The sequence below is a fragment of the Corynebacterium sp. CCUG 65737 genome, from assembly GCF_024454115.1.
Lineage (GTDB): Bacteria > Actinomycetota > Actinomycetes > Mycobacteriales > Mycobacteriaceae > Corynebacterium > Corynebacterium genitalium.
In genome coordinates this window covers 91143-115695 of the sequence record NZ_JAGPZB010000006.1, presented here as the reverse complement: position 1 = coordinate 115695, position 24553 = coordinate 91143, and the positions used below count along the sequence as shown (strand labels likewise).

The window sequence follows — 24553 nt, the reverse complement described above, 5'->3', positions numbered from 1 at the left end:
GTGATTGCGCAGTTCACCGGCGCCGCCGTCGCGCCCTTGTGGTCGGGACTCGACCTGACTGTCGAGCGCGGCGAATTCATCGCCGTCCTCGGCCCCAACGGCGTGGGCAAATCGACGCTGCTGCACACCATCTTGGGCACGCGCCGCCTCACCGCCGGCACGATCGACGTCCGCGGCCGCACCGGCTTCATCCCCCAGCAACAGATGTTTCCGCAGGACCTGCCCGTGCGGGGCCGCGACTTGGTGTCGCTGGCGCTGTCGCACTCGCGTCGGCCGTCGCGCGACGCTGTCGAGGAGCTGCTCGTCTCCGTCGGCGCGTCGAGCTTCGCCGACAAACGGGTCGGTCTGCTCTCCGGCGGCCAGCAGCAACTCATCCGTCAAGCACAGGCGCTGGCGAAACAACCTGAGCTTGTGCTTGCCGACGAGCCCCTCCTCTCCCTCGACCCCGCCCGCGAACGGCAGACCGTCGACCGCCTGGCCAGCCTCGACGCCGCCGTGCTGTGCGTGACGCACTCCATCAACCCGTTTCTGGGCGTCGTCGACCGGGTGCTGTATTTGGGGCCGGAAGGCCACGTCGTCGGCGCTGTCGGCGAGGTCATGCGCTCGGATGTGCTCAGCGAGCTCTACGGCACGCATGTCGACGTCGTCGAAGCCAACGGCCGAATGGTGGTGCTGTGATGGCCGAATTCTTTGAGACTACCCGGGACCTGCTCGCCCTCGACTTCGTTCAAGCCACGCTCGTCGCCTGCGCGCTGCTCGGCGTGCTCTCCGGCGTCATGGCGCCGCTGATCGTGCTGCGCCAGATGTCGTTTTCCGTCCACGCGACGTCCGAACTAGCGCTCATGGGCGCCTCAGCCGCGCTGCTGTTCGGCCTGAACGTCGGCGTCGGGGCGGTCGCTGGCGCGGTTGTCGCCGCGATCGTGCTGGCGGCGCTGGGGTTTAAGGGCCAGCAGGACTCCGCCGTCGGCGTGGTGATGAGCTTCGGCATGGGCTTATCCGTCCTGTTCATCCACCTTTACCCCGGCAACTCCAACCGAGCGTTGTCGCTTCTGACGGGGCAGATTGTGGGCGTGTCGGGGCAGAACCTCGTGATCCTGGCCGCCACGACCGTGTTCGTCGTTGTCGCGGTGGCGGTGCTGTGGCGGCCGATGCTCTATGCTTCGGCCGACCCCGTCATGGCGGCCGCGTCAGGTGTGCGGGTGCGGGCGATGTCGGTCACGTTCGCGGTGCTCGTCGGCATCGCGTCGGCGCAGTCGGTGCAGATCGTCGGCGCGCTGCTGGTCATGTCGCTGCTAATCACACCCGGCGCGGCCGCCTCCCACATCACGGCGAACCCTGTTCACGCGGTGTGGTGGTCGGTCCTCTTCGCCGAGACAGCCGCTGTCGGCGGAATGATCTTGTCGCTGGCCCCGGGTGTGTCGGTGAGCGTGTTCGTCGCGTTCATTTCGTTCGGCATTTACCTTCTCTGCCGCGTCATCGGGGGCGCGCAGCGGCGCCGGATCACCGCTTAGGCTTCTTCAAGTCCCGGTAGTTCACCGGTTTCAGTCCTTCGCCCGCGGCTTCGACGGCGGCTTGGACGAAGTCGTTGCGGACCTTTTTCGAGTCCAAGTTGCGCCCTGACACCGACAAACGCACCGTGTTGCCGCGCTTGGCGCTGCGCACCGCCGCGTTGATGACGTTACGGCGCCACCAGCCCGCCGCACCGAAGCCTTCGCCGACGGACAGGTTGCGGGCGTATTCGATGTCGCCGCTGCGCAGGAAGTGAATCCCGCGCTCGGACGCGGCGAGCCGGAAGTCGAAGTGCTGCAGCGCGACGAGCGTGCCTTCCGACATCCGCCAGCGCGGCGGCGCGAAAGTGTCCAGTTCGAAGCCGAGTTTCGCCATCTGCCGGGTCGCGCCTTTGAGACGCAGCCGTGCTTCGTGCTCTTCTAGCGCGGCGAATTCCGCGCGGCGGCCCTGCACCGGCTGGTCGAATCCGTTGAGAATCAAGCCCCGTCCGGCCCCCATCTGGTCGTGCAGCCAGCTGCGGGTCGATTTGTCCTTCGCCAAGTGCCACTTCTTATCGATGTGCGGCGCCACCAGCAGCGACACCGGAATGTGCCGCGCATCCAGGTCGGCTACGAGCTTCTGGACGTCTTTGCGTGTCTCGTCAAAAATCGACGAGACGGAGACAAGCAGGTAGCCGGGCATAGGCACTTATTATTCCACAGCGGTCTCGGCCGCGTCCGAGGTTTCCACCGCGCCTGCGGTCGCGAGCGTCCACGCGTACTCGAACGCGGTCTGTTTCCACTTCGCGTACCGGCCCGATACGCCGCCGTGCCCGGCCGCCATTTCGGTCTTGAGCAGGAAGTGTCCGCCGGTGGCGGTGTCGCGTAGTTTCGCGATCCATTTCGCCGGCTCCACATACAGCACGCGCGTGTCGTTAATGCTGGTCACGGCGAGGATGTCCGGGTAGTCTTTGGGCTCGATGTTCTCGTATGGGGCGTAGGCCGCCATGTAGTCGTAGACCTCTGGGTCGTGGTACGGGTCGCCCCATTCTTCCCATTCGCCGACGGTGAGCGGCAGTTCCGGCATGAGGATCGAGGTCAGCGGGTCGACGAACGGCACGATCGCCTGGATGCCGGCGAATTTTTCCGGCGCAAGGTTCGCCACTGCACCCATGAGCATGCCTCCGGCGGAACCGCCTTCGGCGACGAGCTGGTCGTAGCTGGTCACTCCCGCCTCCACGAGGGTGTCGGCGCAGGCGATGAAGTCGGTGAACGTGTTCATCTTTTCTAGGCCTTTGCCGTGGTCGTACCACAGCCGGCCCATTTCGCCGCCGCCGCGCACGTGGGCGCACACCCACACCATGCCGCGGTCGAGCAGGCTCAGGCGTGCAACGGAAAAGCCCGGGTCCATCGATGCTTCATAGGAACCGTACCCATAGAGCAAGCACGGCTTGTGCTTGTCGACGCCCACCTCGACATCCCGCCTCCTCACCACCGACATCGGAACCTTCGTCCCGTCGGCGGCCGTGGCCCACATGCGCTGCGCGATGTAGTCGGAGGGGTCGTAGCCGCCTTCGACCTCTTGCTCTTTGAGCAACGTGAACTCGCCCGTAGAGACGCGGTAATCCAGCACCTGCGACGGCTGTGTGTAAGACCCATAGGTCACGCGCACCACGGGGGTGTCCCATTCCGGGTGGCCGCCGAGCCCGGCAGTGTAGAGCTCCTCGGAGAACTTCAGCTCCCTGAACTCCCCGAACCCACCGTCTGCGGCACCGGTTGCGTCGCCGGTTGCGTCGCCGGTGAGGTCGGCGACGGCGAGGCGGCCGATGCCGCCGCGTCGATAAGCGAGGAACATGAAGTCGCGGTAGACGTCGGTGCCTTCGATGCGGCGCTCGTCGTCATGCGCGATGAGCTCATCGAGCTCTCGGAGCGGCGGCAGCGCACCAGCTGCTGCGCTTGACACCGCGCCCGACGCGTCCGGCACCCGGCACGTGCCGACGGCGAAGTTCGGGCCGTGCGCGTTATGCGTGATCACCCAGTGCTCGCGCCCTCCGCTTGCACCCGCGTCCCCACCATCGCCTGCGCCACCAAGGACGGCGAGGTCGACGAAATACTCCACGCCGGACTCGCGCGGCCACAGCAGCTCGAACTCGCCCTCGGGCTCCGACATCGGCAGCACTCGGTTCTCCGACGTCAGTGTTGAAGAAGCAATGAGGAACAGGTAGCGCTCGGAACGGTCGGCGGCGATGCCGACACCGAACTTCTCGTCATCTTCTTGGTAGACCAGCACGTCGTCGGAGGCGTCGGTGCCGCGACGGTGGCGCCAGATTTGGTGGGGGCGCCACGCGTCGTCGACACGCGTGTAGAAGAGGTAGTCCTCCCCCGCCCACGTCGCGCCGTAGAAGACGCCGGGAATGACGTCGACGAGCAGTTCGCCCGTCTCGAGGTCTTTGATGCGCAGGTCGAAGCGCTCGTCACCAGCCGTGTCCACCGAGTACGCCAAGTAGCGGCCCGACGTAGTCACACTAGAGGCGCCCATGGAGAAAAAGTCGTGGCCCTCGGCGAGAGCGTTGCCATCGAGGATGGTCTGCTCGCCCGGCAGACCGGAGCCGTCAGCGGGAAGGGTGGGGGCGGTCCAGGGGTCGGTGGAATCGTCGACACGCACGCGGCAGCTGATGCCGTAATCCTTGCTTTCCTCCGTGCGGCCGTAGTACCACCAGTCGCCCTGGCGCTGCGGCACGGACATGTCGGTCTCTTTGACGCGCGACTTGATCTCGCCGTAAATCGCGTCGGTGAGCTCGGTCAGGTGCGCCGTTTGCTCCTGCGTGTACGCGTTTTCCGCCTCCAGGTACGCGATGGTCTCCGGATTGTCCTTGTCGCGCATCCATTCGTAGTCGTCGACGAAATCGCGACCGTGGAAACTGCGGGTGACGGGGTGCTTCGCTGCTTTAGGTTGCTGCATCTAGATGAACTTCTTTCCGCTCAGACGCTCGTAGGCCTCGATGTAGCGCTCGCGGGTGGCCTCCACCACCGAGCCCGGCAGCTCCGGCGGCGGTGTGCCGCTATCCGCATCCCAGCCGGACTTCTGGCTCAGCCAATTGCGCACGTACTGTTTGTCGAAGCTCGGCTGCGCCTCCCCTTCCTTATAGGAATCCGCGGGCCAGTAGCGGGAGGAGTCCGGGGTGAGAACTTCGTCGGCAAGCACGAGCGTGCCGTTGTCATCGAGCCCGAACTCGAACTTCGTGTCCGCGAGAATGATCCCGCGCGACTCCGCGTACTGCGCCGCCTTCGTGTAAATCGCCAGCGTTGTCTCGCGCAGCCGCGACGCCAAGTCCTCGCCGAGTTCGCGCGCCATGTAGTCGTAGCTGACGTTGACATCGTGGTCGCCCTGTTCCGCCTTCGTCGCCGGCGTGAAAATCGGCTCCGGCAATTTCGACGCCTCCACCAAGCCGTCGGGCAACTCAACGCCGCACACCGAGCCCGTCGCGTCATATTCCTTCTTGCCCGAGCCAGTCAGGTACCCGCGCGCCACGCATTCGAACGGCACCATGTCCAATCGCTTCACGACGAAAGCACCCCCCAGCACATCCTCCGGAATCCTCCCGTCATCCAACGGGCCGGCGAGGTGATTCGGGAACTCCGCGAGCAGGTCAAAGAAGAACGCACTGGTCAGTGTAAGGATTTTGCCCTTGTCGGGAATCTCCGGGTCGAGAGAATAATCGAAAGCTGAGATCCGGTCAGTGGCCACCATCAGCAAGGTGTCCGTGTCGATCTCGTAGATCTCGCGGACCTTGCCGGCAGACAAATGCTTGTAGTCAGAAAGCTCAGGACGCATGCTGGCGACTCTACGCCGGTTCACTTTCCCACGTCCCACCACCGGCCTTCATGGAAGGGCGTGCGTCGTGTGCACGCCCGGGAAAAACTTAGCCTCCACTATTTAAAATGAGTGGGAAAAATTCAGTTAGTCAGCGACGCAACTAAAACTGTTTATAATTACCGCCATGACCCAGATCACACACAAAACCGTTCGCCCTGCACTGCTGTCCGTCCTCACTGCCTCCGCACTGACGCTGAGCGGCTGCTCCATGATGGAGCTTCCGTTCGGCCCATCGGGCAACGAGGAGTCCACCGAAGGTGAAGACAACACCACCGACGAAGGTGCCGAAGAAGGCCCCGCCTCCGCTGAGAGCGAAGAGCCCAGCACGGAGGGGACCTCCGGATCCTCCAACTCCGAATACCCCGGCGCACCCGCCGGCTTCAGCCCCGCCAACGACGGCGACAAGGCCAAGCTGGGCGAGCCCGTCGACATCGTCCTGCCCGGCTACGAGTCCGAGACCCCGCTGTTCTTCGAGGTCACCGTCGACCCCGCTAAGGAGATGACCGTCGACGAGGTCCAGACCAACGCCGGCGGCGGCCTGACCGGTCAGGACTACACCGGCTTCAAGTGCTTCATCGCCACCATCAAGTACCTCGGCGCCGGCGAGAGCGACGCCGCCAAGGACTCCGAGATCTTCACCCCGCCGAGATTCAGCCCGACCGGCCCGCAGGGCCGCCAAGCCAACTACATCTCCGGCGACAACGAGACCCTCTGCGGTATTCACGAGTCCGACCGCATGCCCTCCAGTACCAAGGACATGCAGGAAGGCAAGGAGTACAAGCGTGCCACCATCACCTTCACCGAGTCCAGCGGCGCCGGTCTCGAAGCCACCGGCGTTGAGATGAACTTCGGCAAGTCCGACTCCACCTTCCCCAACGGCAAGGTCTACTTCGAGTAAATCCCGCCGGTGCTGCGCCGACGCAGCACCGGTCATTGCAGCACCCGCAGCTGCTACAGAATGTCCCCCGGGGCGTAACCCGCCGCCTCGGGGTATTTCTGTGCCCAGACCTGGATGCGGTCGAGCACGTTGTCCACTTGCGACTCGGCTGCGCCGATGAAGGCGTGGCGGTCAGCCAGGGCTGCTTCGAGGTCGTGGTGGGTCAGGGGGAGACGGTCGTCGCTAGCAAGCCTCTCAATGAGGTTCTGCTCCGCACCATTTTCACGCATGTCCAGCGCCATCGCGACAGCGTGCTCCTTGATCACTTCGTGCGCTGTTTCGCGGCCGATGCCAGCGCGTACTGACGCCATGAGAATCCTCGTCGTGGCCAAGAACGGCAAGTAGCGGTCAAGCTCGCGAGTGATCATCGCCGGGAAAGCGCCGAACTCCGCGAGGACGGTCAGGAAAGTCTCCATCATGCCGTCGATGGCGAAGAAAGCGTCCGGAAGCGCAACGCGGCGCACGACCGAGCAGAACACATCGCCCTCGTTCCACTGCTGGCCCGCCAAATCACCGACCATGGTGAGGTAGCCACGCAGAATTACCTGGAACCCTCCGACGCGCTCGCAGGAACGGGCGTTCATCTTGTGTGGCATGGCCGACGAACCGACCTGCCCCTCCTTGAACCCCTCAGTGACCGTCTCGTTGCCGGCCATGAGACGGATCGTCGTAGCCAGGCTGGACGGGCCGGCGCCGAGCTGCACCAGCGCAGATACCGCGTCGAAATCCAGCGAACGCGGATAGATCTGGCCCACAGAATCAAAGACGCGCTCAAAACCGAGATGCTCAGCGACGGCGCCCTCGAGCTGGTTGAGCTTCGCTTCATCCCCGCCGACGAGATCGAGCATGTCCTGCGCCGTGCCCATCGGCCCCTTGATGCCGCGCAGCGGGTATCGGCCCAACAGGTCCTCGATACGGTCTAGGGCGACGAGGATCTCGTCGGCAGCTGAAGCGAAACGCTTGCCCAACGTCGTTGCCTGCGCCGCGACGTTGTGAGACCGGCCCGCCATGACAAGCGAGCGGTACTCCGCCGCCCGGTTGCCGATCGCGTTGAGCACCGCGATCGCACGGCCGCGCACCAGCTCCAACGAGCGGTAGATCTGCAGCTGCTCAACGTTTTCCGTCAAGTCACGGCTGGTCATGCCCTTGTGGATGTGCTCGTGGCCAGCGAGAGCGTTGAACTCCTCGATGCGTGCCTTGACGTCATGGCGCGTCACGCGCTCCCGCTCCGCAATGGAGTCCAGATCGACACGGTCCACCACAGCCTCGTACGCCGCGATGGCATCCTCCGGCACATCGATGCCCAGGTCGCGCTGGGCACGCATGACTGCGATCCACAGCTGACGCTCGAGGACGATCTTGTGCTCGGCGCTCCACAGCTGCGCCATCTCCGGCGAAGCGTATCGGTTGGACAGGACGTTGGCGTTCTTTGGCTTGCTATTCGGGGTAGTCACGCCTGCCAGTTTAGACCCGGTCCGCCGCCCCACCGGCCAAAAGCAGGCGAAGCGGAGAGCTAGACCGAGATCTCGCCGTCGACTGCCTTGCAGGCAATGTCCTTCCGGTAGAAGGAGCCGGGCAGCTCGATCTGCTCGATGGTGCGGTAGGCGTCTGCGGTAGCGTCGGCAAGAGTGGCGCCGGTGCCGACGACGTTGAGCACGCGACCGCCCGCAGAGACGTATCGCGCCGCAGCATCGTCGGTAGAGGTAGCGGGTGCGGCGACGCCGGCGTGGAGGACGCGGGAAGGATCGTCGAGAAGCGTGGGGTCGGATGTGGTGATCGGGTCGCCCTTGCGCGGCGACTCCGGGTAGCCCTCCGCGGCCAGCACGACGGTCGCGGCGTAGCCGTCCTTCCACTTCAGCGGCGGAAGGTCGGCGAGGGCGCCGGTGGCGGTGGCGTACAGGACATCCGCGAGCGGGGTGTCCAGCAGGGCGAGCACGGCCTGGGTCTCCGGGTCACCGAAGCGCGCGTTGAACTCCACCACCGACGGGCCATCGGCACCCCACGCCAACCCGGCGTACAGCAGTCCCGAGTACGGGGTGCCGCGGCGCACCATCTCGCGCGCGACCGGCTCGACGACCTCCGTGACGATGCGCTGCACACCGTCCTCCGGCAGCCACGGCAACGGAGCGTACGCGCCCATGCCGCCAGTGTTGGGGCCTTCGTCGTTGTCGTAGGCACGCTTGTTGTCCTGAGCGGGCAGCAAGGGGACGACAGTCTCGCCGTCGACAAGGCAAAACAGCGACACCTCCGGCCCAGACAGGAACGTCTCCAGCAGCACTGGGTTACCGTCGGCGATAACGGCCTTAGCGTGCGCGACAGCCTCGCGGACATCATCAGTGACCACGACGCCCTTGCCGCCGGCGAGCCCGTCATCCTTCACCACGAAGTTGGGGCCGAAGTTCTTCAGCTCGACCTTCACCTGGTCCGGATCGGTCACGCGCTTCGACCGCGCCGTACGCACGCCCGCAGTCGCCATGACCTCCTTGGCGAAGACCTTCGACCCCTCCAGCCGCGCTGCCTCCTGCGACGGTCCGAACACAGGAATGCCAGCCTCCCGCAGCGCGTCCGCGACACCGGCAACGAGCGGTTGCTCAGGGCCAATGACCACCAGGTCAGCATCGATGTCGCGGGCAAGCGTGACGACGGCACTGCGATCGTCGACAAGCACCTCATGTCTCTCCGCCTGCATGCCGGGGTTGCCGGGCGCCACATGAACCTCGTGGCCAGACAGGGCATGTACAAGGGCGTGTTCGCGGCCGCCCGAGCCGATAACAAGGATGCGCATGCGCCCAATTCTATCGCTACCCTGGGCGGGTATGAGCACAGTATTTACCAAGATCATCGACGGAGAACTGCCCGGCCGCTTTGTCTACCGCGACGACCACGTCGCCGCCTTCCTCACCATCGAGCCGGTCGCGTACGGCCACACGCTGATCGTCCCGGTGAAAGAAGTGGACAAGTGGACCGACCTCGACCGCGATACGTGGGCGCACGCCAACGATATCGCCCAGGAAGTCGGCCAAGCCGTGATCAACGCGTTCGGGTCCGAACGCGCCGGCTACCTCATCGCCGGTTTCGAGGTCCCGCACGCCCACATTCACGTCTTCCCCGCCAACGACATGTCCGGCTACAGCCTGCAGAACATCATGCGCGCCGACGAGACCGACGACGCGAAGATGGACGACGCCGCTGCGAAACTCCGCGAGCACCTGGGCACAGGCGAGGACGGCCGCCGCGTCTAAACCCGTCTAGGCGTCGGTGTGCGCGCCCGCCTTTGGCAGGCTGATCGTGAACTTCGTGCCCACGCCCTGCTCCGAAGCCACACTGATCGCGCCGCCGTGCTGCTCAACGATCGATTTGGTGATCGCCAGCCCCAGCCCTGACCCGCCGCCGCTCTTGGAGCGGTTGCGGGAAGTGTCGGCGCGGTAGAAGCGCTCGAAGATGTGCGCGGCGTCCTCTTTGCTCATGCCGATGCCATCGTCAGCGACGTCGACGTACACACGGTCGAGGTAGTCGCGCACCGTCACGGTGACGTTGGCATCGTCGCCCGCGTGCTTGAACGCGTTGCTGATCAAGTTGAGCACCACTTGGTGCAAGCGGTCTGGGTCGCCTGAGACGAGCGGAATGTCGCTGGATTCGTGCGTCACGGCCAGGTTGCGGCCGCTGAACGCCGCGCGCGCAGAGTCCGCGACGGAGCAGACGAGTTCGAGCATGTCCACGTCGCGCATGTTCAGCCGCGCCCCCTCCGCGCGTGTGAGCGCGAGCAAATCCTCGACGAGCAGCTTCATGCGGCCGGACTCTTCGTCGATCTTGGACAGGACCATGTCGGCGTCATCGGTCGCCCCGGCGCGGTACAGCTCGGTGTAACCGCGCACGCTGGTCAGTGGGGTGCGCAGCTCGTGGGAGGCGTCGCCAACGAAGCGGCGCATCTGTTCCTCTTTCTGCCGCGACTCGTCGAGGGTCTCCTGCAGTTGGCTGACCATGGTGTTCATTGCGAAGCTCAGCCGGCCGTATTCAGTGTCGCGCGGCCAGGCGGGTGCGCGGCGGTTGATGTCGCCGTCGCCAATCGCGATCGCGGTATTCTCCAGCTCTTTGAGCGGCAGCAGCGCGCGGCGCACGTAAATCGTTCCTGCGGCACCCATCATCGCCAGCACAATGACGCTTATCGACGCCAAAATCACCGCCAACCCCTCCAACATCCTCCTCTCCCCATCAAGGCGTTTGGCTACCGCGGTGATCGTCCCGTCAGGCGCCTCGATCGCGATGATGCGGAACATGGGCGGGTTGGGTTCCTGCGGGTCCGACGGGTCGACAGGAAGAGCGCGCACGGTGTGCGGCATCCGGTCGCGCTCGACATTGGGCAGGTCAGGGATGCGGTCGGAAGTGTTCATCATCCTGTACCCTCCGGCGGGGCTGAAATAGATCAGCATGAACTCCGTCGGCAGATTGGATGCGGTGGTCACATCCGGGCCCATTCCGCGGCTTAGGCCCCAGCTGTCGAGGCCGCGGTACAGGTCAGTGTCGACACGCTCGTAGATCTGGTTGCGGGTCAACCCCCACACTGCGACTGACATGCCAGCGAGACCCAGACCCGAGATCACCATGAGAATGATCAGCAGGCGGGTACGCAGGCGCAGGTGAGAGACCCGGCCCGTCGCGATCCGGGTGAAAGTGGTGCTTCGCTCCAACGACTAACCCTGTGAGACCTTCCGCTAACCCCGGCCGGCTAGCTCTGCTGGCGCGGCGTGCGAAGCACGTAACCCACACCACGGACCGTGTTGATCAGCTGCGGCTCGCCCTGATCAACCTTGCGGCGCAGGTAGGAAATGTAGGACTCCACCACGTTGCCGTCGCCGCCGAAGTCGTAGTGCCACACGTTGTCCAGGATCTTCGCCTTCGACAGCACCACTTCCGCGTTGAGCATGAGGTAGCGCAGCAGGTTGAACTCCGTGGGGGACAGCTCCACGATCTCGCCGGCCTTGGTGACTTCGTGGGTGTCGTCGTTCAGCGTCAAGTCGGCGTAACGGATCGTGGAGTCCCCGGTCTCGGTCTCGGTCACGTTGCCGCGGCGCAAAATCACGCGCAGGCGAGTGATGACTTCTTCCAGCGAGAACGGCTTGGTCACATAGTCATCCGCACCGATGGTCAGGCCGTGGATGCGGTCCTCGACAGCGTCCTTCGCGGTGAGGAACAGCACAGGCGCATCGAGGCCCTCGGCACGCAGCTTGCCCAACAGCTCGAAACCATCCATGCCCGGCATCATCACGTCGAGGATGTAAGCCTCCGGCTTGAGCTCCCGCGCCATCTCGAGAGCCTGCTGGCCAGACTCGGCCGACTCGACCTCAAAACCCTGGAACTTCAGGGAAACGGTGAGCAACTCGACGATGTTCGGCTCGTCGTCGACAACGAGCACCTTGACGTTCTGCGGGGTAGGCGTATCAGCCATGGGTGGTTCCTCTCTTTCCGTTCGCGCGACAAGCACGCGCGTTTCCAGAGCAAGTAAACAACGTCTTGCTGAACGTTTGCTGTACGTCCACTGTACACCTAATCCGCATTCAGTCCGTGTTCAATCCGGGGCATGTCACCAGCGAAACCGGTTCCCTCGCGGCCAAAAGTGACCCTGGGGCCTGTGGATAGAAAAAAGTTATCCACAATTTCGTTTTCGCAGCTCTGCCCCCGCCCGTCCCCTTTCGCACTTGGTGCCCGCGTCACGCACGCTCGCCGAGCAGCGCATTGTCGCTTCAACAGCGCCCGTGGAAGTGCCGGTTCCCTCGGAGGTGAAGATTTTTCGCGCTTTTTTAGCCCCTTTACCTGGAGTTTTGAGGGGTCTGGCGTGTGCGCCATGGGACTCGACAACCTCATCTCAGCACTGACCACCAACGCTCTTGACCACTTGAAAGACTTCGACCGCCAGAAGCTTCTCAGCGCAGGGTTCTCCGAAGCAACCATCCGCAACTGGAAACGCGTCCACGAGGCGTACTACGGTCCCACCACCTCCCCCGCTAAGCAGAGAACGGCGGGGGAAGTGGCGAGGAGGCGGGGGTTGAGCGTCGATAAGCTTGCGCTCATTGAGCGCCAGATCGCGAAGATCAAAAGCCCCAAAGCACGCAACAAGCTGCGCGTGCGGCTGCTCGAATCCGCGGGCGACTACCGGGCACTCAACGCGCTGGTAAAGAAGCTCCTCCCCGGGGCCGACACGCCGCCGCAGAAGCGGATCACCATCTCCGGCTCGCGCCACGGGCGGCGCACCATGATCATCACCGCAGACGAGCACGACATCGCCGACCTCGAAGCAGCGTTGATGAACAAGGCCCTCGACGCCACACGGCCCGTCGCCGGGCAACTGCTCGAACACTTCCTCGACCTGATACGCAACGGCGGCGGAGTCCCGTACGCCGTGCCCAGACCACTGTTGCTCATCCCGCTGCCCGAATGGACGAAGATCCTCAGCGGCCACGGCGACGACGTCACCCTCGGACTGACCAACGGCACCACCATCACCGGCACCGAGTACCTTGCCCGCTACCACGCGAAACCTGAGTACGGTCTCGAGGCCGCCCTATTCCACCCCACGGAAGGCGCAGTGAACCTCTACCGCGACGAGCGCTTCGCCAACCAGAAACAGCGCGACCTCGCCGCCGCGACGCAGCCCGTCTGCACCAGCCCCGACTGCCGGCACGCCGCCGACCACTGCGAAATCCACCACATCACGCCGTGGAAAGACGGCGGGGAAACCAACATCGGCAACCTCGCACCGTTGTGCCGCTACCACAACCGCGTCAACGACGATGACCCGCAGCGCGCCACCCGCGGCCGCATCGAAATGCGCGGCGGCACCCCAGTATGGGTCTCCCCCAGGGGTTACGAACGCCCCAATAACCGACACCCGTACGGCGCGATGCGTTCACTGTTCGGCCCGCCCCGCGCTGGCGCGGAGACGGTGGGGGCGACGGCGGCGTAGGCGTCGATGAGCAAGAAACGAGCTGGAGACGAGACTTGAACTCGCAACCTACGGTTTACAAGACCGTTGCGCTACCGATTGCGCCACTCCAGCAACCGCACCCGCACAAAAACGGCAGGCGCTGACCCGAAATCATACAAGGGGCTGACCCCGGGGGACAAAAGACGGGTTCTTTCACACAGAAACCTGCCGCGGCAGTTAGTGTGTCGGTGTGACAACGGTGTTGAAGAACTTGCGGGAGGCGTTGCGCTCCTCCGGCCCAGTGGCGACCATTGACCAAGCCCGCACATCGCCACCGCCGTCGGTGCTCGCGCCCGTCGACCTGACCGACCCGGCACAGGTCGCCGCGGTGATGACCATCGGCGCGCGCGTCGGCGAGATTCTCATCGCCAACGGCACAACCAGTTCGGACGCGAAAGCGCAGATCCACGCCGTCACATCGTCGTACGGCCTGCACTACTGCCACGTGGACATCACGCTGAACACCATTACCGTCAACTCGCTGATCGGCACCGCCCGCAAGCAGCCGGTGGGCGTGTTCCGCGTCGTGTCCGACATGTCGGAGAACTACTCCAAACTCCAGGAAGTCGACCGTCTGATCCGCTCGATCCGCGCCGGTGCGACGCCGCCGGAGATGGCGGAGAAGATTCTCGACGACCTGTACAACGCCAAACCGCCCTACCCGCTGTGGGTCTCCATCGCCGGATGGTCGATTATGGGCGCGGCCATCTCGATCTTGCTCGGCGGCGACTGGTTCATGTCGGTGCTGGGTGCGTTCACCGCCGCCCTGATCACCTCGATCAACGCGTGGCTGGGGAAGAAAGAGCTGCCGTACTTCTATCATTGCGTCCTCGGCGGTTTCGTAGCCACGGTGCCCGCCGCCTTGTTCTACACCCTGGCCGCCCGGGCTGGCACAACCATTGTGCCCAGCCAGGTCATCGCAACAGGCATCGTGGTCTTGCTCGCCGGTTTGACACTGGTGCAATCACTTCAAGACGGTGTCACGGGATCACCAGTGACAGCGTCGGGGCGTTTCTTCGCAGCGCTTCTCAACACCGGCGCGATCGTCGCGGGCGTAGCCATAGGCATTCAAGTCGCGGACCTATTCGGTGCCGGTTTGCCGCCGATCGAGACGCAACCGCCAACTCCGACGTACAGTTCCGCCGCCGTGCGCATCTTCGGTGGCACAGCCGCCGCCGCCGGTTTCGCGCTTGCTGTTTACGCCGAACGACGCGCCATCGTGGTCACCGCTGTGACCGCTTTCATCGGTGGCTTCGCGTACTACGCCGTGCTCATTCCCTTCGGCTCCGGCCGGTTGTTCGCCACCGCGATTTGTGCGGTCATGGTCGGCTTAGCCGGTGGTTTGCTCGCCCGCCGCTTCCTGATCGCCCCCCTGATCACCGCAGTCGCCGGCGTGACCCCGTTCCTGCCGGGTTCAGGTGTCTACCGCAGCATGTACGCACTGCTCAACGAACAAACCGTTCTTGGTTTGAATAACCTCTTCCTGGCCATCGGCACGTGTCTGGCGCTGGCCGGTGGCGTGGTCCTCGGCGAGTGGTTCGCCCGCCGCCTCCGCCGCCCGCAGCTGTTCAACCCGTACCGCGCCTTCCGCGCCGCTGGGCGCGTGACGTTCCAGCAGATTCGTCGCGCCGAGCAAGCCGCTTCTCGACGACTCAGCGAGCAGGCCGCCCGCAACCTGGCCAAGAACCAAGCCAAGAACCAAGCCAAGAACCAAGCCAAGAACCAAGCCAAGATTCAGGCCAAGACCCAATCAAAGAATCAGTCGAAGTGAAGTGCCTGGGTTTAGTTCCGATCGTTTCTAGAGGAGGATTGGATCATGCCTAGGAAGTTCAGTGACGAGTTCAAGGACAAGGCGGTGCGGTTAGCCGAGGAGCTCGTTGAGCTTGAGGGGTGCTCGAAGTGGGCGGCGGCGGAGGAGATCGGCGAGAAGCTCGGCGTCTCGGCGCACACGCTCAACAACTGGTTGAAACCTGTCAAAGCGTCCCCCGACGTTCAGCGGAGCACTGGCGAGTCGGTTGACGAGGAACTGAAGCGTCTGCGGCAGGAGAACAAAGAGCTGCGCAGGTCAAACGAGATCTTAAAGACCGCGTCAGCTTTTTTCGCAGCGGAACTCGACCGTCCCACCAGAAGATGATCGAATACATCGACACGTATCGCGATCGCTTCGGGGTCGAGGCCATCTGTCGCACGTTAAGGCAGACAGAATGTGGGTTTATCACCTCTCGCGGCTACCGAGCAGCGAAAACACGAGCCCCGTCAGCCAGGAGCTTGTCAGACGCGCTGCTTATCCCCGAATTGGTGAAAGTCTTCGAGGACAACTTCAGCGTGTACGGGGTACGCAAGATGTGGAAGGCCATGCAGCGCGCCGGCTGGGACATCGGTCGTGATCAGACCGCCCGGTTGATGAAACTCGCCGGCATCCAAGGCCGCAGAAGGGGCCGCACTCCGATCACAACGCTTCGGGCTGATGTCCCGGATTGTCGTCCTGATCTGGTCAATCGTGACTTCACCGCGTCAGCACCGCACCGGCTGTGGGTCGCTGACATCACCTACGTGCGTACCCTGTCCGGGTTTGCCTACACCGCGTTCATCACCGATGCGTACTCCCGCAAGATTGTCGGGGTTGCCACCAGGGCGAGCATGCGCACCGATGAGCTGCCTCTTGAGGCTTTTGAGCACGCTCTTTATCACGCAGGTGATCTCCGTGCTGAAGGACTTGTCCACCACAGCGATCGCGGCTCGCAGTACGTGTCCATTCGTAACAGTGAGGCACTTGCTCAAGCTGGGATCGATCCGTCCGTTGGCACCGTCGGCGATTCCTACGACAACGCGTTGGCGGAAACGGTCAACGGTCTATACAAAACAGAGCTGATCTATCCCCACCGGCCGTGGGCGTCGGTTGGGGAACTCGAGATCGCGACCCTTCGCTGGGTGTACTGGTGGAACAACCACCGCGTGCACGAGTCATTGGGATACATCACTCCACAAGAGATGGAAGACGCCTACTATCAACAATCACACGCCCACCCGTTGGGCGTTCAATAAGCGGAACGAAAACCAGGACGCTTCAAAGGGGCAAACCAAGACGCATACCGGAGTTCAGTTCAAATCTAAGTCTGAACCCAAGACGGCGCCCAAGACGGAGCCCAAAGCGCAGCCTGACGTCCGGCCGACTGATTAGACACTAACCACCTTGGATCCAACGCCCCGGCGCAGGTCCCAGCGCCTAACGGGATAGCGTAGAATAGACAGGTCTCTACCCGCCGCAGTTGCCCGGCCAGAAACCAGGAGGTTTTCACGTGCCACCCAAGATCACCGATAGCCGCCCGAACCCGGACGCCGTCCACACGGTTGAGGAGCAAACTGCTTCTGGGGCTCGCAAGGTCGTGGCCACCTACTCGGAGAATCTTGTTGACGGCGTGACCCTGATGTGCATGCTCGGCATCGAACCCGAGGGCTTGGTGTACAAGCAGTTCGCTGAGGATTACGAGGCAGAACTGGAGCAGTCCGGTTCTGCATCCGCGGACGACAGTGACGACGGTGACGGCACCGCAGCCAAGAAGGCAACGAAGAAGTCTGCGAAGAAAGCCGCCAAGAAGGCGGCAAAGAAGTCCACCAAGAAGGCCTCGAAGAAGACCACCAAGAAGGCGACGAAGACGGCCAAGACTGCCAAGAAGACGACAAAGAAGGCCGCGAAAAAGTCTGCGAAGAAGACCACTAAGAAGGCGGCGAAGAAAACCGCAAACTCTTCCGGCAGCGACAGTTAAGGGACTGGCAGTCTCATGAGCGGCGACAACCAGTTTGTGGTGGTGGCAAACCGCCTCCCGGTCGACCGGGTGGACGGCCAGTGGGTGGCGTCGCCAGGCGGGCTCGTTGCGGCGCTCGCCCCGGTGCTCAAGCGCAACAGCGGCTGCTGGGTCGGATGGCCGGGCGAACCTGACGCCAGCTTCGAGCCGTTTGAAAATGACGGCATCACCCTCCACCCGGTCGAGTTGGACCAGGATGATTTCGAGGAGTTCTACGAGGGCTTTTCCAACTCGACGTTGTGGCCGCTGTACCACGACCTCATCGTGAAGCCGACCTACGACCGTTCGTGGTGGCAGCGCTACAAAGCTGTGAACGAGAAGTTCGCGCAAGCAGCAGCAAGCACTGCCGGCAAAGGCGCGACGGTGTGGGTGCAGGACTACCAGCTGCAGCTGGTTCCCGGCATGCTTAAAGAGCTGCGCCCAGACCTGACAATCGGATTCTTTCTGCACATCCCCTTCCCCAACCCAGACTTGTTCCGCCAGCTGCCGTGGCGCCGCGACGTGCTCCGCGGCCTGGAGGGCGCAGACCTCATCGGGTTCCAACGCAAGCGCGACGAGATGAACTTCACGGACCTCGCTGCCCAGGACCCGCACGCCACAACGCCGCGCACCGGCACGTTTCCCATCTCGATCGAGACCGGTGACGGTGGTTTCAGCCCGGCGGATGAGAAGGATATCTCGCAGGTCCGCGGCTCCCTGGCGAACCCGCGCACGCTCATGCTCGGCGTCGACCGGCTCGATTACACCAAAGGCATCCTCCAGCGTCTCACCGCGATTGAAGAGTTGCTGCAGGAGGGCCGGCTCGATTCCATCGCAATGATTCAGGTGGCTACCCCCTCGCGCGAGCGCATCGCCAGCTACAAGACCACCCGCGCAGGTGTTGAGGAAGCAGTCGGCCGCATTAACGGCCGCTACGGCAAGCTCGGCCGCCCGGTCGTCCACTACGAGCACCACTCGGTTCCGAAGTCTCAGCTGCGCAGCTACTACTCCGCCGCCGACATCATGCTGGTGACACCGTTCAAGGACGGGATGAACCTCGTCGCGAAAGAGTACGTCGCCTGCCACCCGGACGGTTCCGGGGCGCTCGTGCTCTCGGAGTTCGCCGGAGCGGCCGTCGAGCTGGACCAGGCTCACCTGTGCAATCCGTTCGATATTGAGTCGGTGAAGGGGGCGATTGTGGAGGCCGTCGATAAGCAAGGCTCGACCGAAGCGCGCGACGCGATGCGTGCGATGAATGAGCACGTGACTACTCACGATGTCGCTGCATGGGCGGAGTCTTTCCTCGACGAGTTGGCCCGCGCATGAAGCGCGGAGCTGCTGCCATCGCCGTCGCTGCCGCCGCCGCGCTCGCCGGCTGTTCCGCACCGACCCACCCGCTGGCGGGCACGACCTGGGAGATCGTCGCCGTCTACACCGACCCCGACTTCCCGGGCGACGTGCCGCTCGACGCCGCTGGCCGCGCGGTCATCGTGTTCGGCCGCGAGTCGCTCACGGCTCGGACGGGGTGCGCGCCGTTGCAGGCGGGGGCGTCGATAAGCGATAGCGACGTGCAGCTGCGCGGCGTCACCACCGGCAAGCTCGACAGCGACTGCGCCGGCGGATCCCGCCGCCTGCACACCCAGCTTTCTGAGATCCTCGTCCCCGACGCGGAGTTCGACCTGCGGCGGTACGGCGAGGACGAAATCACCCTGACCGCCCGCCGCGGTCACGGGATCGACCTCAATCCCCCGACGATAAGGCTGGTCGCACAATGACGGACGCGTTCGACCCACGCCCCGCACTCGACTCTCTTGCGCGCACCAAGAAGCTGCTGGTCTGCGTTGATTTCGACGGCACGATCTGCGAGCTGCACACCGATGCCTACGCCGTCACGCCCACCCCGGACGCGATCGCCGCGCTGGAGGATTTGTCGCTCATGCGCGATACGACGGTCGCAGTGCTATCCGGGCGCCACCTCGATGGGCTGCGGATCGTGTGTCCGCTTGACGCGCCGGTGATTCTCGTCGGCTCACACGGTGCGGAGCCGACGGAGGGTGGGCCGCAGCTCGATGGGGCGCAACGCGCGTACCTTGACCGCGTCAGTGCACAGCTGAGCGAGATCGTCGCCGGCAGCGCCCCAGCGTTCGTGGAAAATAAGCCGTACCAGCGCGTTCTACACGTCGCGAAGCTCGCGGAATCCGATCCCGCGCGCGCCCAATCGCTTATCGACGCAGCCCTCGCCCTCTCCCCCGACACCCTCCACGGCAACGCCGGCTCGCCCGGGCACAATGTCGTCGAGTTCTCCGTCGTCGACACGACAAAGGGCACCTGGCTCGGCGCCGAGAAACAAAAACACACCGCGACCCTGTTCGCCGGTGACGACGTGACTGACGAAACCGCCCTGACCGTTCTCGACCCCGCGGCCGGCGATGTGGGGATCAAGATCGTCCGCAGTGCAGCCAGAGGTACCGCTGCCGATGCTGCAACTGTCGATAGCGCCACAGTAGATACCGCGGCGCAGTTCCGGCTCGGCGGTGTCGCCGAGATGGCCGACTACCTGGTCACTCTCGCGGCGGCGCGACGGTCCGCCCTGGGCTGAACCGGGTCGGCAGGATGACGCGCGGGATGTCCGCGTCCGGGCTCGCACTGAGCGCCCCGGATGGAGTGGCGGTGTCGTCGAGGTGGGCGTCGATAAGCTTGGCCAGCACTTTGCCCACCGTCGCCCCTTTGCGCTTGTTCGGCTGAATGACGGTGGTGAGGCCGCGCGTGAGCGCCGGCGCGACTCCGTCAAACCCCGTGACAGAGACATCCCCGGGCACGTCCCATCCTTGGGTAGCGCAATAATCCAGCACGCCCAGCGCCATGGAGTCGGTGGTGCAGAGGATCGCGGTGAGGTCGGGGGATGCGTCGAAAAGCTCGCGAGCGGCATCGACTGTAGTCGCATGGTCATTGAAATGCCTGGTCACGATCGGCGCCCCGGAAATCTCTGCGCCTGCGAACACATCGAGCGCACCGAGGATGCGCTCACGCTGCACGTGCATGTCCGCCTCCGCGACGTCCGCCGCGGTGACGGCGCCTTCGCGTGACTCGTCCGAGAACAGGCGTTTCGCGGCAATGCCGATCCGCTGGTGCCCGGCCCCCACAAGCGCTTCGGCGGTCGCACGGATCGCGGCCCGGTCGTCGATGCCGACGAACGCGTCGCTAGTGTCGTACGGCTGGTCACACACCACCACCGGCACGCCGCGGGCACGCACGGCATCCAGGTGGGTTTCGGCAGACGGAACGGAGTAGACGACGAAGCCGTCGACAAGCGCACTGGCGACCAGCGGTGACTCGCCTCCATCCGGACCAAGCGGGATGAGCGTGAGCGCGTTGTGCGTGCCCATCGAACTCTCACCGAGCCCCGCGAGAAAGTCGATCGACGCCAGATCCTCGAACGCGAACGACATGTGCTCGGTGAGAATCACCCCGATCGCCCCGACGCGGCGCGTGCGCAACGACCGCGCCATCGGGTCCGGACCGGTGTACCCGCGCGCAGCCGCCGCAGCGAAAATGCGCTCCCGCAGCACATCTGACAACTGGTCGGGCCGGTTGTACGCGTTCGACACTGTCGTGCGCGAGACCCCCAACTCAGCAGCGATGGATGCGAGCGTGCCCTTCTTCTGCATCATGCGACTACCGTACTGTCTATGGTGAACAGGGTGATTGTGAACCGCCGTACCCTTACCAGCAACGGAACCGAGCGCCGCTACACGGAGGTGCTGCCGGACTCGCCGCGCCCCGGCGCGCCCGTGGTTCTGTTTCTGCACGGTTCGCTGCAATCCGGCAGCGTCGCGCGCAACTTCACGGGCAACACGTTCGACGAGTTCGCCGACCGCGGCTGCGTGGTGCTGTATCCCGACGGCGTGGGGCGGCACTTCAACGACCATCGCGTCGAATTCCAGGAACGCGCGCGCCGCGAGCTTGTCGACGACACCGCCTTCCTCACCACCCTGATCTCCCACTACGAAACCGACCGGGTGATTGGCTGCGGCTTTTCCAACGGCGGCCAGATGGTGCAGCGTTTCGCGCTCGAGCGCCCAGGAGTGCTCAGCGGCATCGCGTGCTTCGGCTCGCCGTGGCCGACCGCGGACAACGTTCTGCCCGAGCTGCGCCCGTTTTACGACGCCTGGTCCCCCACCCCCGTCCTGTCCCTCCAAGGCACCGCCGACCCGCTCGTCCCCTACGACGGCGGCATGTCCGGGATCGGTGACGCGAACCGCGGTCAGGCTCGTGCGGCGCTCGATTCGGCGCGTTTCTTCGCCGCTCTCAACGGGCTGGGCGAGGATGCCGAGCCCGTCTCCGCGCAGCCCGTCAGCGGCGTGCGCGTGGACCGTTTCGGCCCCGGCGCACCCGGCTCCCCCGCAGTCGATGCTGCCAGCGGTGCGGCACCCGTCGAGCTGTGGACCATCGAAGGCATGGGCCACCTCGTCCCCAACCCGAAGCAGATGAGCGACAAGCTCGGCCCCGGCACTGACAAGGTGGTCGGCGCGGAGATCGTTGCGAACTTCTTCGGGCTGTAGCGCCAGCCCGAACTACTGCACGCGGCGCTGGCGGGCGAACTCGCTGAGCACCACGCCCGCGGCAACGGATGCGTTCAGAGACTCGACCCAGTCGGCGGTGGGGATCGACATGATGACGTCGCAGTTCTCGCGAACCAGCCGCGAGATTCCCTTGCCTTCAGAACCAACGACGATGACCACCGGGTCGGTGGCGCCGTCGAACGTGTCCAGGGTGTGCTCGCCGCCGGCATCGAGCCCGACGACCATGTAGCCGTTGTCCTTGAACTCCTTGATGGTGCGGGTGAGGTTGGTGGCGCGGGCGACGGGGAGGCGGGCCGCGGTTCCGGCGGAGGTTCGCCACGCAACGCCCGTTACCTGGGCAGAACGACGCTCCGGAATGATGACGCCGTGACCACCGAACGCCGCCGCCGAACGAATGACGGCACCCAGGTTGCGGGGGTCGGTGATGTTGTCCAGGACGACGAACATGCCGGTCTCGCCACGGTCGCGCACACCCCCGATCAGGTCGAAAACGTCGGCGTACTTGTACGGCTGGATCTTCAGGCCGATCCCCTGGTGCAAGGTGTTGCCGGTCATGTTGTCCAGGTCGCGGCGAGGCACCTCGTGGACAGGGATGCCGCGGGTGTTGGCCATCTGGACGGCCTCGCTCAGCCGGTCGTCGTGGCCGGTGCCCTGTGCGATGAGCAAAGCTTCCGACGGCACCTTCGCATGCAGGCACTCCACCACGGGGTTGCGGCCGACGACCAAGTCGGCCTCCTCGCGCTCGTGCCGTCCGGAGTCGCGGCGCTGCCGCTCCAGCTTGCGCTTGTGCGCGGCGTGATAGACGCGGTCCTCCGCTTTCGGGGTCGGGCCCTTGCCGGCGAGGCCGCGGCGGCGCTGACCACCGGACCCCTTAGTCGCGCCCTTCTTGTTCTTCTTCTGCTTGTCGGGCCGGTCGTACGGTTTAGCCATTGTTGTTCTCCTTCAGGGACCATTGTGCGCCGTCGGCAGTGTCTGTGACCTCAATGCCGGCTTCGGTGAGGCGGTCGCGCACAGCGTCGGCAGTTGCCCAGTCCTTTGCGGCACGCGCCTCAGCGCGGCGGTCCAGCTCGGCGCGGACAAGCACGTCCAACGCCTCAGTTACTCGGGCGGTGTCAGCGGAATCAGAGCCGGCGCCGGCACGGCCTGCCCACTCGACCGGATCAACACCCAGCACGCCTGCCATAGCGCGGACTGCCCCGGCGAGACGCGTCGCTTCGTCGGTGTCGCCGGCGGCGAGCGCCTTGTTCGCGGCGCGGACCGTGTTGTGAATCTCGGCCAGGGCGCGCGGGACGCTGAAGTCCTCGTTCATCGCGTGTGCAAAGGCGTCAGTCCACTGGCCCGGTTCAACGGGGGCGAGGGCGCTGGCGCGCGTGATGAGGTCCTCGATGCGTCGATAAGCAACTGCCGCTTCTTGCAGCGCTTCCGGCGAATACTCGAGCACGCTGCGGTAATGCGCGGAACCCAGGTAGTAGCGCAGCTCGACCGGGCGCACCGCCTCAAGCATGCGGTCGATGGACAGCACGTTGCCCAGCGACTTCGACATTTTCTCGCCGGCCATGGTGACCCAGTGGTTATGCATCCAGTAGCGGGCGAAGCCGTCGCCGGCGGCGTGCGACTGGGCCTGCTCATTCTCATGGTGCGGGAACTGCAGGTCAAGGCCGCCGCCGTGAATGTCGAAGGACTCGCCCAGGTACCACGTCGACATCGCGGAGCACTCCAGGTGCCAGCCCGGGCGGCCGTCGCCCCACGGCGTCGGCCAGCTGGGCTCACCGGGTTTCGCCGCTTTCCACAGCGCGAAGTCGTGCGCGCCACGCTTGCCGCGGTTGTCGGTCTCGCCTTGCTCCATGTCCTCGACGCGGTTGCCGGACAGCGACCCGTAGTCGCCGCCTGCTGCGCCCCACGCCGCAACGTCGAAGTAGACGGAACCGTCCGCCGCGTACGCGTAGCCGTTGTCCATGAGACGCTGCATGTAATCAACCATCTGCGTGACGTGGCCCGTCGCGCGCGGTTCAACACTCGGCGGGAGCACGCCCAGCGTCTCATAGGCGCGGCTGAATTCGCGCTCATACGTGGACACCCACTCCCACCAGGGGCGGTCGTGTTCCGCCGCTTTAGTGAGGATCTTGTCGTCGATGTCAGTGACATTGCGCACGAATGCCACATCGTTGCCGTTCGCAGCGAACCAGCGGCGCACGACGTCGAACGCGACGCCGGAACGCAAGTGCCCGATGTGCGGTGACGACTGCGGGGTTGCGCCGCACAGGTAGATGGACACGTGTCCCTCTCGGAGCGGCTCGAAGGCGCGGAGCGTGCGGGTGGCGGTGTCGAAAATCTGCTGAGTCACGTACCTAGTCTGCCAGATGCGCGCTCTCAGGCCCGCTTATCGACGCCGCCGCCCCTCAAGGCTGCTCCACCAACGCCGTCGCAATGGCCGCCCGGCCTTCGCCCGAGCCGGTGAATCCCATGTGGTCAGTCGTCGTCGCGCTCACGGAGACGGGGGCACCGAGCGCCTCGGACAGGGTGCGCTCCGCCTCTTCGCGCACGGGCCCCATCTTCGGGGTCTGCGCGATCAGCTGGGCGGACACGTTGACCACGGTGTAACCGGTCGACTCCACAAGCCCACGCAGCTCGGTGAGCAGCTGCACACCCGTCACGCCCGCGTACTCGGGGCGTCCGACGCCGACGAAGCTGCCCAAGTCCCCAAGCCCCGTCGCCGACAGCACCGCGTCCACGATCGCGTGCGAGACGACGTCACCGTCGGAATGCCCTTCGCAGCCGTCAACCCCCTCGAAGTTAAGTCCCGCGATCCAGCAGGGTTTACCGGACTGGATCTGGTGGGCGTCGAAAGCTGTGCCGACACGCAGGCGCGAAGTACTCATGCGCTCCGATCCTAGCTACAGCT

At 64.7% G+C, this 24553-nt stretch carries 23 protein-coding genes and 1 tRNA gene; 12 read left to right on the top strand and 12 right to left on the bottom strand.

Annotated elements, in window-relative coordinates; translation table 11 throughout:
- Window positions 1-678 carry a metal ABC transporter ATP-binding protein gene (locus KBX17_RS06500; RefSeq protein WP_256004558.1) on the top strand — a complete coding sequence of 226 codons (678 nt, stop codon included), beginning with the start codon at window positions 1-3 and terminating at the stop codon, window positions 676-678.
- The gene (locus tag KBX17_RS06495; protein WP_256004556.1) at window positions 678-1511 is read left to right on the top strand and encodes a metal ABC transporter permease; all 834 of its coding nucleotides are present in this window, start codon (window positions 678-680) and stop codon (window positions 1509-1511) included. Before KBX17_RS06500 ends, KBX17_RS06495 begins: the two co-directional genes overlap by 1 nt.
- On the opposite strand, the gene KBX17_RS06490 is transcribed toward KBX17_RS06495, so the two are convergent.
- Genes KBX17_RS06490 through KBX17_RS06480 form a run of 3 tightly spaced genes read right to left on the bottom strand, consistent with a single transcriptional unit; the run spans window position 1501 to window position 5322 of the window.
- Window positions 1501-2190: a DUF2334 domain-containing protein gene (locus KBX17_RS06490; protein WP_256004555.1), complete on the bottom strand. Its 690-nt coding sequence runs from the start codon at window positions 2188-2190 to the stop codon at window positions 1501-1503. The genes KBX17_RS06495 and KBX17_RS06490 overlap by 11 nt on opposite strands.
- 9 nt (window positions 2191-2199) lie before the next feature.
- Window positions 2200-4449 (bottom strand): S9 family peptidase, encoded by a 2250-nt coding sequence (locus KBX17_RS06485; protein ID WP_256019003.1) that lies wholly within the window; start codon window positions 4447-4449, stop codon window positions 2200-2202.
- A complete protein-coding gene (locus KBX17_RS06480; RefSeq protein WP_255995489.1) occupies window positions 4450-5322 on the bottom strand; it encodes a phosphoribosylaminoimidazolesuccinocarboxamide synthase in 873 nt (290 codons plus the stop codon).
- Between the two features lie 166 nt (window positions 5323-5488).
- On the opposite strand from KBX17_RS06480, the gene KBX17_RS06475 reads away from it, so the two are divergent.
- Entirely contained in the window at window positions 5489-6262 is a 774-nt protein-coding gene (locus tag KBX17_RS06475; protein ID WP_005288632.1) for a hypothetical protein, read from the top strand.
- A 53-nt stretch (window positions 6263-6315) separates the two neighbouring features.
- Here the strand turns inward: KBX17_RS06475 and purB are convergent, their stop codons facing one another.
- Together purB and purD are read right to left on the bottom strand one after the other, a co-directional pair.
- A complete protein-coding gene (gene purB / locus KBX17_RS06470) occupies window positions 6316-7755 on the bottom strand; it encodes an adenylosuccinate lyase (RefSeq protein WP_005288628.1) in 1440 nt (479 codons plus the stop codon).
- A gap of 59 nt (window positions 7756-7814) precedes the next feature.
- The gene (gene purD / locus KBX17_RS06465; RefSeq protein ID WP_256019002.1) at window positions 7815-9086 is read right to left on the bottom strand and encodes a phosphoribosylamine--glycine ligase; all 1272 of its coding nucleotides are present in this window, start codon (window positions 9084-9086) and stop codon (window positions 7815-7817) included.
- Window positions 9087-9117: 31 nt separating this feature from the next.
- Here purD and KBX17_RS06460 point away from each other — a divergent pair, with 31 nt between their 5' ends.
- Window positions 9118-9543, top strand: coding sequence for an HIT family protein (locus KBX17_RS06460; protein ID WP_255995487.1), 426 nt, complete (start codon window positions 9118-9120; stop codon window positions 9541-9543).
- A 6-nt stretch (window positions 9544-9549) separates the two neighbouring features.
- Here the strand turns inward: KBX17_RS06460 and KBX17_RS06455 are convergent, their stop codons facing one another.
- Both KBX17_RS06455 and KBX17_RS06450 read right to left on the bottom strand, forming a co-directional pair.
- A complete protein-coding gene (locus KBX17_RS06455; protein ID WP_255998921.1) occupies window positions 9550-10989 on the bottom strand; it encodes a cell wall metabolism sensor histidine kinase WalK in 1440 nt (479 codons plus the stop codon).
- A gap of 38 nt (window positions 10990-11027) precedes the next feature.
- Window positions 11028-11747, bottom strand: coding sequence for a response regulator transcription factor (locus tag KBX17_RS06450; protein ID WP_005288616.1), 720 nt, complete (start codon window positions 11745-11747; stop codon window positions 11028-11030).
- 396 nt (window positions 11748-12143) lie between these two features.
- Here KBX17_RS06450 and KBX17_RS06445 point away from each other — a divergent pair, with 396 nt between their 5' ends.
- Window positions 12144-13262 carry an HNH endonuclease signature motif containing protein gene (locus KBX17_RS06445; RefSeq protein WP_256019000.1) on the top strand — a complete coding sequence of 373 codons (1119 nt, stop codon included), beginning with the start codon at window positions 12144-12146 and terminating at the stop codon, window positions 13260-13262.
- A gap of 20 nt (window positions 13263-13282) precedes the next feature.
- On the opposite strand, the gene KBX17_RS06440 is transcribed toward KBX17_RS06445, so the two are convergent.
- Window positions 13283-13355, bottom strand: a tRNA-Thr gene (locus KBX17_RS06440).
- Window positions 13356-13482: 127 nt separating this feature from the next.
- Between KBX17_RS06440 and KBX17_RS06435 the strand changes: the two genes are divergently transcribed.
- The 6 genes from KBX17_RS06435 to otsB all read left to right on the top strand — a co-directional run bounded on the left by KBX17_RS06435 (window position 13483) and on the right by otsB (window position 19667).
- Window positions 13483-15054 (top strand): threonine/serine exporter family protein, encoded by a 1572-nt coding sequence (locus tag KBX17_RS06435; protein WP_256019041.1) that lies wholly within the window; start codon window positions 13483-13485, stop codon window positions 15052-15054.
- 45 nt (window positions 15055-15099) lie between these two features.
- Window positions 15100-16328, top strand: a protein-coding gene (locus tag KBX17_RS06430) for an IS3 family transposase (protein WP_256018999.1) whose coding sequence is annotated in 2 segments (ribosomal slippage) — window positions 15100-15376 and window positions 15376-16328 — 1230 coding nt in all. Because the reading frame shifts where the segments join, the coding sequence is not laid out codon by codon here.
- Between the two features lie 254 nt (window positions 16329-16582).
- Entirely contained in the window at window positions 16583-17050 is a 468-nt protein-coding gene (locus KBX17_RS06425; RefSeq protein WP_256018997.1) for a histone, read from the top strand.
- A gap of 15 nt (window positions 17051-17065) precedes the next feature.
- Window positions 17066-18394, top strand: a complete 1329-nt coding sequence (locus KBX17_RS06420) for a trehalose-6-phosphate synthase (protein WP_256018996.1) — start codon at window positions 17066-17068, stop codon at window positions 18392-18394.
- The gene (locus KBX17_RS06415) at window positions 18391-18843 is read left to right on the top strand and encodes a hypothetical protein (RefSeq protein ID WP_256018994.1); all 453 of its coding nucleotides are present in this window, start codon (window positions 18391-18393) and stop codon (window positions 18841-18843) included. Before KBX17_RS06420 ends, KBX17_RS06415 begins: the two co-directional genes overlap by 4 nt.
- Complete coding sequence (gene otsB, locus KBX17_RS06410) at window positions 18840-19667, top strand: trehalose-phosphatase (protein WP_256018993.1); 828 nt, start codon at window positions 18840-18842, stop codon at window positions 19665-19667. The genes KBX17_RS06415 and otsB overlap by 4 nt, the downstream gene beginning before the upstream one ends.
- Here the strand turns inward: otsB and KBX17_RS06405 are convergent.
- A complete protein-coding gene (locus KBX17_RS06405; protein ID WP_256004215.1) occupies window positions 19630-20739 on the bottom strand; it encodes a LacI family DNA-binding transcriptional regulator in 1110 nt (369 codons plus the stop codon). The two genes, otsB and KBX17_RS06405, sit on opposite strands and share 38 nt — an antisense overlap.
- Window positions 20740-20757: 18 nt before the next feature.
- On the opposite strand from KBX17_RS06405, the gene KBX17_RS06400 reads away from it, so the two are divergent.
- Window positions 20758-21630 (top strand): PHB depolymerase family esterase, encoded by an 873-nt coding sequence (locus KBX17_RS06400; protein ID WP_256018991.1) that lies wholly within the window; start codon window positions 20758-20760, stop codon window positions 21628-21630.
- A 12-nt stretch (window positions 21631-21642) separates the two neighbouring features.
- Here the strand turns inward: KBX17_RS06400 and rlmB are convergent, their stop codons facing one another.
- The 3 genes from rlmB to ispF are packed head-to-tail and all read right to left on the bottom strand — an operon-like array spanning window position 21643 to window position 24530.
- Complete coding sequence (gene rlmB, locus KBX17_RS06395; protein WP_005288584.1) at window positions 21643-22581, bottom strand: 23S rRNA (guanosine(2251)-2'-O)-methyltransferase RlmB; 939 nt, start codon at window positions 22579-22581, stop codon at window positions 21643-21645.
- Window positions 22574-23995 carry a cysteine--tRNA ligase gene (gene cysS, locus KBX17_RS06390; RefSeq protein ID WP_255998403.1) on the bottom strand — a complete coding sequence of 474 codons (1422 nt, stop codon included), beginning with the start codon at window positions 23993-23995 and terminating at the stop codon, window positions 22574-22576. The genes rlmB and cysS overlap by 8 nt, the downstream gene beginning before the upstream one ends.
- A 55-nt stretch (window positions 23996-24050) precedes the next feature.
- A complete protein-coding gene (gene ispF, locus KBX17_RS06385) occupies window positions 24051-24530 on the bottom strand; it encodes a 2-C-methyl-D-erythritol 2,4-cyclodiphosphate synthase (RefSeq protein ID WP_005288579.1) in 480 nt (159 codons plus the stop codon).
- Window positions 24531-24553: the final 23 nt, after the last annotated feature.